The sequence below is a fragment of the Streptomyces albospinus genome (assembly GCF_014648695.1).
GTDB lineage: Bacteria > Actinomycetota > Actinomycetes > Streptomycetales > Streptomycetaceae > Streptomyces > Streptomyces albospinus.
In genome coordinates this window covers 168,274-182,176 of the sequence record NZ_BMRP01000010.1, presented here as the reverse complement: position 1 = coordinate 182,176, position 13,903 = coordinate 168,274, and the positions used below count along the sequence as shown (strand labels likewise).

General features: G+C 69.9%; 13 protein-coding genes. 7 read left to right on the top strand and 6 right to left on the bottom strand.

All coding sequences use genetic code 11. The features are described from left to right. Positions 1-9 precede the first annotated feature (9 nt). Positions 10-1,077: an NAD-dependent epimerase/dehydratase family protein gene (locus tag IEZ17_RS16480; RefSeq protein WP_189300777.1), complete on the top strand. Its 1,068-nt coding sequence runs from the start codon at positions 10-12 to the stop codon at positions 1,075-1,077. 91 nt (positions 1,078-1,168) lie between these two features. Here IEZ17_RS16480 and IEZ17_RS16475 read toward each other — a convergent pair whose 3' ends face one another. The 5 genes from IEZ17_RS16475 to IEZ17_RS16455 form a co-directional block, all read right to left on the bottom strand. Beyond that, complete coding sequence (locus tag IEZ17_RS16475; protein ID WP_189300775.1) at positions 1,169-1,567, bottom strand: hypothetical protein; 399 nt, start codon at positions 1,565-1,567, stop codon at positions 1,169-1,171. Then, on the bottom strand, positions 1,564-2,832 hold the full coding sequence (locus tag IEZ17_RS16470; RefSeq protein ID WP_229852311.1) for a hypothetical protein: 1,269 nt from the start codon (positions 2,830-2,832) through the stop codon (positions 1,564-1,566). Before IEZ17_RS16470 ends, IEZ17_RS16475 begins: the two co-directional genes overlap by 4 nt. A gap of 70 nt (positions 2,833-2,902) precedes the next feature. Further along, positions 2,903-3,352: a cyanobactin maturation protease PatG family protein gene (locus IEZ17_RS42390; protein ID WP_229852310.1), complete on the bottom strand. Its 450-nt coding sequence runs from the start codon at positions 3,350-3,352 to the stop codon at positions 2,903-2,905. A gap of 1,380 nt (positions 3,353-4,732) precedes the next feature. After that, positions 4,733-4,963, bottom strand: a complete 231-nt coding sequence (locus tag IEZ17_RS16460; RefSeq protein WP_189300772.1) for a hypothetical protein — start codon at positions 4,961-4,963, stop codon at positions 4,733-4,735. Between the two features lie 293 nt (positions 4,964-5,256). Next, positions 5,257-5,991 carry a dienelactone hydrolase family protein gene (locus IEZ17_RS16455; protein WP_189300878.1) on the bottom strand — a complete coding sequence of 245 codons (735 nt, stop codon included), beginning with the start codon at positions 5,989-5,991 and terminating at the stop codon, positions 5,257-5,259. Between the two features lie 113 nt (positions 5,992-6,104). Between IEZ17_RS16455 and IEZ17_RS16450 the strand changes: the two genes are divergently transcribed. Beyond that, entirely contained in the window at positions 6,105-6,584 is a 480-nt protein-coding gene (locus tag IEZ17_RS16450) for a MarR family winged helix-turn-helix transcriptional regulator (RefSeq protein WP_189300770.1), read from the top strand. Positions 6,585-7,006: 422 nt separating this feature from the next. Here IEZ17_RS16450 and IEZ17_RS16445 read toward each other — a convergent pair whose 3' ends face one another. Then, a complete protein-coding gene (locus tag IEZ17_RS16445) occupies positions 7,007-7,201 on the bottom strand; it encodes a hypothetical protein (RefSeq protein WP_189300768.1) in 195 nt (64 codons plus the stop codon). 42 nt (positions 7,202-7,243) lie between these two features. Here IEZ17_RS16445 and IEZ17_RS16440 point away from each other — a divergent pair, with 42 nt between their 5' ends. The 5 genes from IEZ17_RS16440 to IEZ17_RS16420 form a co-directional block, all read left to right on the top strand. Beyond that, positions 7,244-7,888, top strand: a complete 645-nt coding sequence (locus IEZ17_RS16440) for a TetR/AcrR family transcriptional regulator (RefSeq protein ID WP_189300766.1) — start codon at positions 7,244-7,246, stop codon at positions 7,886-7,888. 26 nt (positions 7,889-7,914) lie between these two features. Next, positions 7,915-8,604: a VC0807 family protein gene (locus IEZ17_RS16435; RefSeq protein WP_229852309.1), complete on the top strand. Its 690-nt coding sequence runs from the start codon at positions 7,915-7,917 to the stop codon at positions 8,602-8,604. An 8-nt stretch (positions 8,605-8,612) separates the two neighbouring features. Beyond that, positions 8,613-10,121, top strand: coding sequence for an FAD-dependent monooxygenase (locus IEZ17_RS16430; RefSeq protein WP_189300762.1), 1,509 nt, complete (start codon positions 8,613-8,615; stop codon positions 10,119-10,121). A gap of 624 nt (positions 10,122-10,745) precedes the next feature. Next, positions 10,746-12,899 (top strand): RNA polymerase recycling motor ATPase HelR, encoded by a 2,154-nt coding sequence (gene helR / locus IEZ17_RS16425; protein WP_189300760.1) that lies wholly within the window; start codon positions 10,746-10,748, stop codon positions 12,897-12,899. A gap of 784 nt (positions 12,900-13,683) precedes the next feature. Beyond that, a partial coding sequence (locus tag IEZ17_RS16420) for a hypothetical protein (protein WP_189300758.1) occupies positions 13,684-13,903 on the top strand: 220 nt, incomplete at its 3' end.

Genomic DNA, 13,903 nt, shown 5'->3' with positions numbered 1-13,903 from the left:
AAAGCGTGTGTGACCGGAGCTTCCGGACTTGTCGGTGGCCAGGTGGTGCGTGCTCTGTCGGGCGCCGGACATGAGGTGCGGGCGCTGGTCCGTCAAAGCGGCGACACGCGGCAACTCCACGCGCTGGGCGTCCCCGTGGTCCACGCGGACCTCCGTGCCCCCGCCACCTTGCGGCCCGCATTCGAGGGCTGCGACACGGTGTTCCACTGCGCCGCCGTCTTCGCCTACTGGGACGTCACGCGGGAGGAACTGGCCCGGGCCAACGTGGCGGGCACCCGCGACGTGCTACAGGCGGCAGCGGGGGCAGGGGTCCGACGGGTGGTGGTGACTTCGTCGTCGGTCACCTGCGGATCGTCCGACGGTCCGGCCTCGCTCGACGAGAACGGAATGCCCGGCGAGGAGTATCTGCCGGACTACTTCCTCACCAAGCTGGAGCAGGAGCGGACAGCGCTCGCGCTGGGCACCGAATTGGGGCTGGAGGTGGTGGCCGCCTGCCCGACCATCGTGGTCGGCGGACCCGACTGGCGGCTGGTCCCCAGCAACGCACTGCTCACCCGGTATCTGGCCGATCCCCTGCGCACCACCTACCCGGGCGGCTGCAACATCGTCTCCGTCCGAGACATCGCCGAAGGCCACGTACTGCTCGCGGAGCGCGGAACCGCCGGGGAACGCTATCTGCTGGGCGGTGAGAACTGGGCGTGGCGGACCATCCACCAGACCGTCTCGGAGCTGTGCGGGACTCATGGGCCGTGGGCCACTGCCACGCACACCGGCGCGTATGTGGCGGCGACGCTGGCCGAGATCCGGGCGGTGCTGAGCGCCCGGACCCCTGCGACCACCCGCGCGGAGGCCCGGACGATGGGCCGGCACTACTGGTACCGGCACGACAAGGCCGCTGCCCTCGGGTACAGACCGCGGCCCGCGCGCCAGGCGCTCGCCGAGGCGCTCGGCTGGCTGGTGACCAGCCCGCACGTGCCGGACCGGATCAGATCCGTGCTACGGCCACATCCGGAGGTCATGGGTACGCGGGAACTGGTTCCCCGACAGCTGGACGAGGACGTCAGAGCGCTGAGCTGACCGAAGTGCCCGGACAGGCGGCGGCGCATGGTCATGCACCGGTGCCTGTCCACAGCAGGCCGGTTGCTCCGGACTTTTCGGAAAACCGCTGCTATCGCTTCGTACCCCTGGAGCGGGGCGAGGGGCCGGCCTTGGCGCCCCCTCCTCCGCCGGGTCCGTCGTCCGGCACCGCTTCCGGCGCGGATGCGCGCAACTGCTCGCAGAGGCGCTGTTCGTGCTCCCGGGTCAGCTCCGCAACGTTCCGGGCGTAGTCGATGCCGAGTCCGCCCAGGGCCGAGGCGAACTTCACGCCCTCGTCGCCGACGAACTGCCAGTACGCCCTGTTGACGTCGCCCCAGGTGGGTTTGCCGTTGAGCAGCCCGGTCATCAACTCCGCATAGTCACCCCACATCGCGGTCTGGAGTTCGGCGATCCGGACGGCTGCGGTCCGGAAGTGTTCCCAGCTTCGCCGGAGTTCGGCGGCCAGCTCTTCGGTCGTCTCGGTGCTCATGAACTCTCCTCAGGTGGAGCCCCGGCAGGAGCCGGGACCGGGCTCAGCAGGGTGCTGTGGTGGAACCCCAGCCGGGGATCGGTCCAGACAGGCAGATCGGGAAGGTACGCGCGCAGCTCCGGCATCTCGACCCGCAGCCGCACGGCATTGGCCGGATAGTCGTAGACGGTGATGGTGTTGAGCCCGCGGTTGGCGGTGAACAGCAGTTTCTGGTCGGCGGAGAGCTGGCAGGCGTAGACCGAGTCGATCAGCGTGCCGCGCGTGACGCGCAGCGCGCCGACGAAATGCCTGCTGCTCGGGATGAGGGATCCCCGGGTGAAAGCGTCGGTGACCTGCCGGGCGGCCTGCCGGGCGGATCGCATCTGCGCGGACAGTCTTGGTCGTTCGTCGATGACTCGGTACGAGGTGAAGTCGGCGAGGTCGATCATGACGATGGTGCCGCTGCCGCCGTTGCAGTAGATCAGCTCGCGGTCGGAGATACACACGTCCGAGTTGATGTGCGCGGGCACGTTCTGACCGCAGGTCCAGTGCCGCAGGATCTGCCCGCTACCGGCGTCGATCTCGTACGCATACTCCTTGAAGTAGGCCATGGCCCATTCGTGCCAGTCCCGGCCCTCCTGAGGGTGGACCCGGAAGGACAGTGCGTAGAAGACGTCCTCATACGGATGGCAGGCGACGTGCCAGCAGGTCGTCGGCAGGGGGATCCGCCGGGCCACGCGTTTTTCGAGATCGAAGATGCCGACCTCGGCGGCCTCTCCCTGGCCCGGATGGTCCATCCCGCCATAGACGAGATAGCGGCCGGAGGCGGTGCGTTTCATGGCGTGCGGAAGTTTGAGCAGGTGGTCGCCGATGCGCTCGGCCTTGGTCGGGCGGTCGAGGTCCACCAGCCACAGGCCGTCGCCGATGGCCGTGACGCCCTGGGTGTTGTCCAGCCACACCATGTGCGTGCTGCTCTTGATGGACGCATCGGGGGTTTCGAACCGCAGGGTGGAGACCCGCTCGCGCTCGTCCAGCGAATGGACGTCGTAGAACAAGAGCTGTTGCCCGGCATTGCCGAGAAACCCGGATTTCCGGTCGGGCGTGATGCTGATGGCATGGCCGCCGGCCACACCGTCGTAGTACTGCACGCGGTAGGCGTACTCGCCGCTGTCCGGGTTGTAGCGGAAGACGCAGACACCCGCCGCACCCTCCAGACCGTTCAAACCGTTGCCGTCGAGGGCGATGTGGAAGGCGTAAGGGTAGCGGTCGGTAGATGTCACCATCATGGACCGTCCTCCATGTGCTCAGCCTCCATGGATCATCGTACGAGGGGTGCGGTCAGGGCGCATGTCGTTGCTATCTGGCCTCAGACCATGTGCGGATGTCACGGAGGGTGACCGGCATGGTGTCGGAGACGTCGATGGTGAAGCGGAACACGCTGCGGGGCCGAAGCCCGTCCTCGGGGTCGAAGAAGCGGAGCTTGACGTCCCAGCAGTCGCTGTTCATCCGGGAGAAGGGGCTTTTCTCGACGATGATGGTGTCCAGGGCCTTTCCCGTAGCGATGGCTTCGGTAGCGGTGATGGCGGCCTGGAAGACGTCGGTGGCGGCGAAGTCCAGTGCCCGGTCCTTCGCGGCGGACCCGGGGTTGCGCAGATCGTCGTAGACACGGGTCAGGAACTCCTGGATCGCGGCACGGACATCAGCGGTGGGGGCGGCGTCGAGCAGGGTGTCCAGGCGCCAGCCGTACATGCCTGTGGTCTGCTCGCTCTCCACGACGGGCACGATCGCTTTCGAACGATGCCTCATGCCCAGATCCGGCCGTGGCGGTAACTGCTCGGGGGTGCTTGGCCAGCCGTGTTGTCGCCGAACATGCCACTCCGCATCGCAGAGTCCGACAGACCCGTCTGTAGCGGATGTGGGGGAAGGGGACGAGACTGGGAGTGCTCGTCCCTCTTCGCTCGTGACCGCGCGGTTTTCCGGAGCTGCGGGCGTTTCCGGCATCGCCAACCATCCTGTGGTTCGAATTACCTGATGCGGTAGCGGAATTGATGGTGCTGCGCCGTCGCATCTTCGCGGGTGTGCCTGAATCCACATCATGGACGCGGCGCATCACGGTGGCTCACCGGAGCGACCGTAAGTCGTCGACGGAAATGGGGATGGCCGGCTGCATTCATCAATCCGTCGGAGAGATGAATCGGTCGAAGCGTGTGATGGGCAAGCTCGAAGCCTGGGTGAGACCAGGCTTGATCACCCAACATGGGCGAGTATGCCCAAGCCTGTGGCATATGTCGAGTTCGTGGAGGCTCAGGTGCACCTTTGAGTGAACTCCGGCATCGACGGGGCCAGCCGGAGTCGTTCAGCCGCCGTCAGGTTCGCCACCGGAGCCATTCCCCGTGGACCGACACTTGGCCAGGCGAAACGGCGAGGAGTGGGGACTCTCACGGAAGCCCCATCCCCTCGTCCCCGCTCGTGCGCCCTCGCGCCGGCTGGCGGCACGGTCGGCTCGTCGCCCCCTCGGCCACCTTGCTCCCGGTGCCGTACGCAGCCGCCGTGGCCGGCAAGGTTCGCAGCCCCCGGGCAGTGGTGCCCACCGGCATCGGGGGAGAGCGGCGTTCAGGACCTGGTGCGGGGCCGGAGGGATATGAACGAAGCCTCCGCGGGTCTGCGGGCGTTCCGTCGCGGGAAGATGCATCAACGGGTAGAAGACGTGGCGATCCGGCCACCTGATGCGGTGAGCCGTGCCACAAGATGCCACCAGCATCAACTGAGCTTTGCCGTCGGCGCTTCCAGATGTTCGACTGGACGGCCGCGGAACCCGGCGACAAGCCGCTGGGGAACAGGCGCCGCCGTGGCCCTGGCGTGGTCGTCCCCAACGCGTTTCGATGCAGCCCTCGGCCCCCCGTCTTCAGCCCGGCAGTCAACCGGCGATGGGTTACTACGGCAGCCACCGGGGCCGCATAGCGTCGCCCCTCACGACCGGAATCTTCCGTGCCGCATGTCGTGAGGCGCTCATAGGAGGCTGTGACCACGCCATGCGCCCACAGCCTCCTCGGGCAAGAAGGGGAGCGGCCGGCGCCCGCAGTACTGCGACCGCGCCCCACCGCTCCCGTACCTCCACCGACGCCCTCCGGCAAGACCAACGGGCCCCGAGACCGAACCTGGTACCCGGCACCTCGTTGTCGCGCATCAGAGGCGATAGTCGAGGATGCTCCAATTAACCGGAGTACCGTGGTCTGTGAACAGGCCGCTCAAGGGCATCGTCACGTGCGGCTGAATCGGAGTGTCGTCCTTCGGAGCGGCGGCCACAGCCTGTGCCGACATAGGGCCAAGAACCACAGTCGCCAGCGCGACACCGGAGAATGCACGACGCATTTTTGTCATGCCATGCCAACGAGTCAGCGACAGCGGCGTCACCATGCGATGCGCACTCTAGGCCAGCTGGGCTATTGCCGCCTCGACGCTGCAGTCGCGTGTTCTGCCAGGCCAGGTGTCGTGCCCCGCAGGAGTCAGGCAGCGCACGCGTTACCGAGCTTGGCAGCCCTCCACGCAGGGCGATCGGCGGTGTCAGTCGCCGACAACGGCATGATCGCCACCGCCGCACCCCTACGCGACGAGGAGGAGCTCTCCCTGCGCGAAATCGCCGGCCGGCTGGTCATCCGGACTGGCAAGAAGCGCGGCGAGCAGCCCGGTTCGGTTTCCGGGCCGGCGCCTCAGCTGTTGGCCAACGTGCGGCCGAGGAGGGGGAGCAGGCGGTCCCAGTGACGCTGGAGTGCGGCGGAGTTGAAGGCGTCGGTGTCGGACATGGTGAAGCCGTGGATGGTGCCGGGGTAGATCTCGGAGGTGTAGTCGACACCCGCGGCGTCCAGGGCCTGGTTGAGCTCGCCGAGGGCCTCGGGCGTCATGTCGGTTTCGGCATGGCCGAGGTGGACCTGGGCGGTGAGCTTGGAGAGGCCGTCAGGCCCGTCGGCGCCCACGGGGCCGTGGAATCCGGCGACGGCGGCCACCTGGCCGGGGTGGGCCGCGGCGGTGCGCATCGCCAGGAGGCCGCCTATGCAGTAGCCGGTCACCGCGACCGGTCCGGCGCCGACCTCGGGCTGGGCGGTGAGGAACCTGAGGTAGGCGTCGGCATCGCTCAGGACACGTTCGGCGGTGTGCGCCTCGATCAAGGGCATCAGTTGGTCGATGAGCGCGGGCCGGACCTCTTCTCCGATGTGCTCGGGAAGCTCGACCACCGGTGCCGGGCCGTGCCGGTAGAAGAGGTTGGGGACGAGCACGTAGTAGCCGTGCCCGGCCAGTTCGCGGGCCATCTCCCGCAGCACGGGCCGGATGCCGAAGGCGTCCGCGTACAGCAGCACCCCTGGGTGCCGATCGCCGTGGTCGGGGAAGGCGGCGAAGGCGTCGGCCTGGCCGTCCGTGGTGGGAATCTGGAGCGTCTTGGTGGGAATGGCGGGGCTTCCTTCGTCGGAGTTCGCGCAATAAACGTTTATTGCACTAACGGTTTTGGCCTGAGTGAACGTACATCGTTAGTTGGACTAACGCAACGGGTAGGATTGGCGCCATGACCAGAGCCGAAGCCGCGGGCCTGCCCGATGACGTCGCGCCCAAGACGCCCGACAGGCTGCGTCGACGGGCGAGCCGACTGCTCTCGCAGCTGACCATGCAGTCGGACCGGCTGATCACCGAAGGGCTGGCCCAGGTCGACGCCCGCAAGTGGCACTACGCCGTGCTCGCTTCGCTACAGGAACACGGGTCCGGAAGCCAAGCGACGCTGAGTCGGCGCTCCGGCATCTACCGCAGCGACATGGTCGGCGTGCTCAACGAACTGGCCGAGCGCGACCTCGTCGAGCGGGCACCGGATCCCGACGACCGACGCCGCAACATCATCACCATCTCCGCCCGAGGCCGCCGTCACCTGCGCCGCCTCGACAAGGTCCTGGACGACCTCCACGACGAACTGCTCGCGCCGCTGAGCCCGGCCGAACGCGACCAGTTCGTGCAGTTGCTCACCCGCCTACTGGACCACCACACCCGGACCTGACCTCCTGGCGACGCCCGAAGCGGGTTTCGCGCCGGACGGAAGTCGCCTCGACTGGCGCCGGTCAAGGCGCTCGCACGACGACGATCAGCCGCCATCCACCACTGCGTGAGGCAGGGCAGGCCCAGGCCGAGGCCTCATCGGGCGTGGACCGCTGTGCTTGCGGCACGTACACCACCACGTCATCTCCCGCGGAAACACCGCAGGATACTGACGGCAGATCAGTGACCGCTCCCCCGACGCCGCGCATCCTCCGCAGTGATCGCATCCGAAACCAGCGCCACCACGCCCACCACGACCGAGCCGGCCGGTGCGCTCCTCCTGGTGACGCCTGGCAGCGGCGGTCAGTCAGCTCCGTACGCGTCGGCGGTGTCGGTCGAGAGATGACGCCGGGGTTGAGGTGCGGGCGGCCGGAGCGTGTTGCTTCAGGCGGGCCCCAGGATGACGGCAAGGCCCTCGGCGCGCCGCGAGAGCTGGATGCGCAGCTTGCCCGCCTGCTCGACAGCGGCCCGTTCGTAGCTGCCGCACGCGCCCCGCAGGCTGCGTCGGCCGCATGTCCGGTGCGGGCCGCGGGCGCCGCACCGCGCTACGCCGCATCGCAGCACGGGCAGTCGCGGCACCGCTTCTTGCTTGGGCGAGCAAACCGCGCTATCTTCTTGCTCATGCAAGCAAGGAATAGCTCGTCCAAGCAAAAGGCGGGGCGGAAGAGCAAGTCCTCCTTCACGGAGACGGGCCGCCGCGCCCAGATCGTCGCCGCGGCGATCGACGTCATCGCCGAAGTCGGGTACCACCGGGCCTCGTTCGCGAAGATCGCGGAACGCGCCGGGCTGAGCAGCACGGGGATGATCTCCTACCACTTCGACGGCCGGGACGACCTGATGCGCGAGGTCGTCGCCGAGGTGATGCGGCTCGCGGAGGGGTACGTCCGCCCCCGCATCGAAGCCCACGAGAGTTACGCGGGCCGCCTGCGCGCCTCCATCGAGAGCAACCTCGACCTGTGCGCCGAGTACCCGAACCACCTCGCGGCGATCACCGAGATCCTCTCCAGCCTCCCCGGCGGCTCCCCCGGCATGGTGGCCTTCCTCGACACCACGGAGGCGAACCTCACCGTCCAGGTGGAGCAGATCCGCAAGGCGCAACGCGCGGGCGAGTTCTGCGACTTCGACCCGTGGGTGATGATGCGGGCGATCCGTGCCGCCATCGACGACGTGGTGCGCCGCGCCACCCACGATCCCGAGCTCGATGTGCGGGCCGCCGGCCGGGAGTTGGCGGACCTGTTCGACCGCGCCACCAGAAGCACGTCATGACCACAGCGATAACGGGGGAACACACCATGGCAACACAGCAGACACAGCAGACACCGCAGACCGACACGGACGGGGAAGCCGCGTCCGCCCGGCGCCGCACAGTGGCTCTGCGCCGGCGGCTCGCCGCGCAGCTGCTCTTCGAGCTCGTCCTCCCGCTCGGTTCCTACTACGGGCTGCGCGCGGCCGGCGCCGGCCAGTGGCTCTCGATGGCCGTCAGCGGTCTGTTGCTGCTGCCGTGGATCGTTTACGGCATCGTGCGGCAGCGGCGCGTGGAAGCGATGGCGGTGTTCACGCTGAGCCTGGTGGTGGTCGGCACACTGCTGTCCCTGATCACCGGCAGCCCGCGGGTGCTGATGATCAGGGACAGCTGGCTGACCGCCGCGATCGGGCTCTGGGTGCTCGGCACGCTGCTCACCCGGCGTCCGTTCATCATGACGGCCTCGCGCGGCATCGTCATCGCCAAGGTCGGCGAAGCCGGACTGGTGGAATGGGAGGCGCGGTGGGACACGGAGCCGATGTTCCGTCACCACCTGCGGCTGGTCACGGCGGTGTGGGGTGCGGTCTTCCTGCTCGACGCGGTGCTGCGGGTGGTTCTGGCGTACACGATCCCGGTGGACTCCTTCCCGCTCACCAGCACCGTGCTGTGGCTGGTGATGCTCGGCGGGCTGCTCACCTGGCACAACTGGTACCTCACCCGGCACGGCATGAAGCTGTAGGGGGAACCGTGAACACCGACATCGAGGTGCTGATCGCGGGGGCGGGCCCGACCGGTCTGCTGCTCGCCAACGAGCTGGGCCTGGCCGGAGTACGGGCCGCCGTCGTGGAGCGGCTGCCCCAGCGGACCGGCCAGTCCAAGGCGCTCAACCTACAGCCGCGCACCGCCGAGGTGCTGGACTGCCGAGGCTGGCTGGAGCCGGTCCTGGACCGGTCGCTGGCCCTCCTCCCCGCCGGCCACTTCGCCGGGCTGCCGCTCGACTACAGCGCGCTGGACACCACGTTCCCCCACCAGGTCGGCATCCCGCAGGCCCGGGTCGAGGAGTTCTTGGAGGACCACCTCGCCGAGTACGGCGTTCCGGTGCTGCGGGGACGGGAGTTGACGTCGTTCCGGCAGGACGAGGACGGTGTCACCACCACCCTCCTCGGGCCCGATGGCGCCGAGTGCACCGTCCGAGCCGCGTACCTCGTGGGCGCGGACGGCGGGCGCAGTACGGTGCGCCGCGTCCTGGGCATGCCCTTCCCGGGGCGGGACGGCCGGGTCGGCATGGCCGTCGCCGACGTCGAACTCGCCGCTGCGCAGGGCGAGTCCGACGGCTCCGGTGAGCCCTGGCGCCTGCCCGACCTCAGCCCGGACCCCGCGGGTGTCGCCTTCCTGCTCCCGCTCGGCGGCGGCGTGCACCGGCTGATCCTCGGCGGCCCCGAGCAGCAGGGCGTCGACCGCGACGCCCCGGTCACCGCGGACGAGGTGCGCGCGGCCCTGGCCCGCTGCCCCGGCCCGCCGCGCGAACTGCGCGCCATCCGCTGGGCGTCCCGCTTCACCGACGCCTCCCGGCAGGCCGAGCGGTACGCCGACGGCCGGGTGCTGCTGGCCGGTGACGCCGCCCACATCCACGCCCCCGCCGGCGGGCAGGGCCTCAACCTCGGCATGCAGGACGCGTTCAACCTGGGCTGGAAGCTGGCCGCCGTGACCCGTGGATGGGCCCCGGACGGGCTGCTGGCCACCTACCATGCCGAGCGGCACCCGGTCGGCGCCCGGGTGCTGGCCAACACCCGCGCCCAGATGGTCCTGACGCTCCCCGACCCGGACGCCGTGGCGGTGCGCGAGCTGCTCGCCGACCTGCTCACCGCACCGGAGGCCAACCGCCGCGTAGCCGCCATGATCGCCGGCACGGACATCCGCTACCCGATGCCCGGCGCGCCGGATCACCCGCTGCTGGGGGCGCGGGCGCCCGGCCTCCGGCTGCCGTCCGGCCACGGAACCCTGCTGGCCGACGCCGCATCAGCGGTCGCCGCCGCGGCGGCCGGCTGGGCGGGCCGGATCGTCCGTCCCGACCGCGGGCCTGCGGCCGACAGCGGCGAGGCGTTGCTGGTCCGCCCGGACGGGTACGTCTGCTGGGCCGGCCGGGATGACGACGCGGACGGCCTGCGCGCCGCCCTCACCCGTTGGTTCGGTGCGCCCCGAAACCCAACCGTACGAAGTGGCGGACCGAGCAGAGCCGTTGACGCATCGGGCTGACCGGCCAGGCCCCCCTCATGGAGCATGTTCCCGGTCAGGTCTCGACCGCCTCCGCGTTTCGTCGGCCGCCGTTCCCCTACACGGACGGAAGGGCCCGATGCACGGCGAGCGCGCGGCGGTCCCCCTCAGCCGCCGTCTCCCGGGTCCGCACCGCCGGTGCCTCCGCCACCGGGGCCGCCGGTGCGGGCACGGCGGCCATGAACGCGGGCGCGACGCCGACGGCCAGCTCCTCAGGGTGGGATCGATCGACCAGGGGCGTCCTGGCTATGCGAGGACAGGCACCGCGTCCGGCGGCCCCGGTGACGGATGCTGACAAGAGTCTGGCGAGAATCCCTGCTCACAAGAAGGGGCAAGGAGAGTACCCACTCCTTGCCACTCTCAACATATAGCGCACCGGGGGGCTTGCGGCAAGCCCCTGGTCATGCCGCAAAATCACTGGCCGAAGCCAGAACCTGGGGAAAAGGGAGATTCACGAAGTGCGTGTGGTTTTGCCGGTCTTTGAGTCAGGCGCCGGCGTCGAGCCGGTGGTGGGACTCGCACTGCCGTCGCGGGCGCTCGGCGCCGGGGTGCGGGTGTGCGCACCGTGGGAATTCGCGGACGCGGCCTCGGATCGGAGCTGATGACATGACCCCCCTGACCACCAGTGCGTTCAACCTTCCCGACCGCCTCTCCGCCAAGGCCGACGCGACGCTGATCGCCGACGACGAGAAGCACTTCGCGGCCATCGCGGAGAGCCTTGAGCAGGCGATCGCCGAGCTGTCCGACCGCCTCGACGCCGCGCTCAAGGCGCCCGGCGGCGTCGGCCGGGACGCGATGGAGCGGGACGCGGAGGTCCACCGGCTGACCGGCCGTCTGCGCGCCTTGCGCCGCTTCGGTCTGGACCTGTGCCTCGGGCGCATGGTCACCGCGGACGACCCCGAGCCCGTGTATGTCGGACGGCTCGGTCTCACCGACAGCACCGGACGTCGACTGCTGGTCGACTGGCGCTCCCCCGCGGCCGAGCCGTTCTTCGCGGCGACCCACGCCAACCCGACGGGTCTGACGAGCCGCCGCAGGTATCGCTGGTCCGGCGGCCGGATCAGCGACTACTGGGACGAGGTGTTCACCGCCGACGGGCTGGAGCGGCACGCCGCGCTCGACGACCAGTCCGCCTTCATCGCCAGCCTGGGCAGCAACCGGTCGCCCCGGATGCGCGACGTGCTCGGCACCATCCAGGCCGACCAGGACGCCATCATCCGGGCCGGGTCCCGTGGCGCCCTCGTCGTCGACGGCGGTCCGGGCACGGGGAAGACCGTCGTCGCTCTGCACCGCTCGGCCTACCTCCTCTACTCCGACCCTCGCCTCGGTCACCGTCGGGGCGGCGTGTTGTTCGTCGGTCCGCACCAGCCTTACCTGGACTACGTCGCCGACGTCCTTCCCAGCCTCGGAGAGGAGGGCGTGCAGACCTGCACCGTGCGGGAACTCGTCGCCGAGGGAGCCGGCGCAGTGAGCGAGAGCGACCCGGACGTGGCCCGGCTGAAGTCGTCAGCGGAGATGGTGAAGGCGATCGAGACGGCCGTCAGGTTCTACGAGGAGCCGCCCTCCGAGGGGATGACGGTCACCACCGACTGGGCCGACATCTGGCTGAGCGCCGACGACTGGGCCGAGGCGTTCCAAGCACCAGGACCAGGCACTCCGCACAACGAGGCGCGCGAGCAGATATGGGAGGAGCTGGTCGCGATCCTGCTGGACAAGTACGACGGCGACGAGGTCTCGCCCGACCGGTTCGGCAGGTCGCTGCGGCACGACGAGGAGCTGGTCACCACCCTCAACCGCGCGTGGCCGCTGCTCGAAGCGGCCGACCTCGTCGGGGACTTGTGGTCGGTACCCGCCTATCTGCGGATGTGCGCTCCCTGGCTCAGCGGCGACGAGGTTCGCAAGTTGAAGCGCAAGGAAGCACCCCAGGACTGGACGGCGTCGGACCTGCCGCTCCTGGACGCGGCACGGCAGCGGCTCGGCGACCCGGAGGCGGCACGGCGAAGCCGTCGGCGCAAGGCCGCTGTCGCCGCCGAGCGCGAGCGCATGGCCGACGTCATCGGCAACATCGTCGCAGCCGATGCCGACGGTGAGGGCGCGGTGACGATGCTGCTCGGACAGGACCTTCAGGACACCCTGGTCGACGAGACCGCCCTCCCCGGCGCCGACCCGGACCGACTCGCCGGCCCGTTCGCGCATATCGTCGTGGACGAGGCCCAGGAACTGACCGACGCGGAGTGGCAGATGCTGCTGCTCCGCTGCCCCTCCCGGAGCTTCACCATCGTCGGGGACCGTGCCCAGGCCCGGCACGGATTCACGGAGTCGTGGCAGGAACGGCTGGAGCGGATCGGGCTCGACCGGACCGACGTGGCCTCCCTGAGCATCAACTACCGGACCCCGGAAGAGGTCATGACGGAAGCCGAGCCGGTCATCCGGGCCGCGCTCCCGGACGCCAATGTGCCGACCTCCGTCCGCAGCAGCGGCATCCCCGTCGTCCACGGATCCGTTGCGGACCTGGACGCGGTCCTCGACTCCTGGCTCGCCGCGCATGAGGACGGGATCGCCTGCGTCATCGGCGATCCCACGTTCCGGGCGACGTCCCGCGTGCGGTCACTCACCCCCGCGCTGTCGAAGGGGCTTGAGTTCGACCTGGTCGTCCTCATCGACCCCGAGGCGTTCGGCGAGGGTGTCGAAGGAGCAGTCGACCGCTATGTCGCCATGACCCGAGCGACCCGGCAACTCGTCATCCTCACGAGCTCCTGACAGCGGCCGGGACAGCGTGATCGGCGCACGACGATCTTGAGGACCACCATCGAAGGAAACCGCCGGCGTCAGATGCCCGGTTGGGCTTGAGCGTCGCCGAGTGCGGCACCGGATCCCGGCGTTCCGGTGCCGCACTCGCCCCACTCGTCGGCTCCACCGGCCCGGTCATCTCGGCGGCGGGCTTGCGCCCGCGACCTGCACGGGCTTCCTGATGCCCGCGCACGCCAGAGCCGTTACCTGCGACGTCACGATGCACGATCCTCAGTGGTGGTGGTCGGCCTGCCCGGTGAGGAGCCCGAGCGGAGTGTCGGTGGCCCGGTGCCGGTGGGCGGGTGTGGTGCCGTCGTCGGCGCGGGCGGCGGCCTGCCGCGGCGAGTCGGTGTCGGTCAGGCATCTGAAGGGGAACGGCCGGGAACCGGACCGTCGGCCAGGACGTCACAGTGGCGTGCGGTGGGGTGAGGAGGCAGCGGTGGCGGTGGAGCACGGCAGTCGTCGCCCGGGGCACGGGCCGGTCCGGCCTTGGTTCGGAGCTGTCCTGGTTGCCGTCTCCTGTGTCCTGACCGCCTGCGGAGGTGGCGGCAGCGACTCGCGGGCGCACCCCGCACCGCCGCGCCCTTCCGTCGATCCGCTCACCACGCCGCCGACGTCGTCTCCCCCGGCGGGAAGCTCGACGCCCCCCGGGACGACCTCGGCGTCACCGGGCTGTGTCGCCGGCTCGGCCACCGTCACCCACGGCCCCGGGGACGCCTCCGTCCGGGACCTCTGTGTTCGCCCCGGCGCGACGGTGACCGTGGTTCTGGAGCCCCGCTCCGAGAGCGCCTGGCCGCAGCCGCACAGCAGCAATCCGATGCTGGCCATGGTGACGTCGACCGCCACCGGCCGGAACGGGGCCACCCGCGTCACCGTGCGGGCCGCGCGCACCGGATCGGTGACGGTGACCTGGGGCCCGGACGAAGCGCCTGTCCTCACCCTCCGGCTGAGCGTGGCGGCGTATCCGGTGCAGT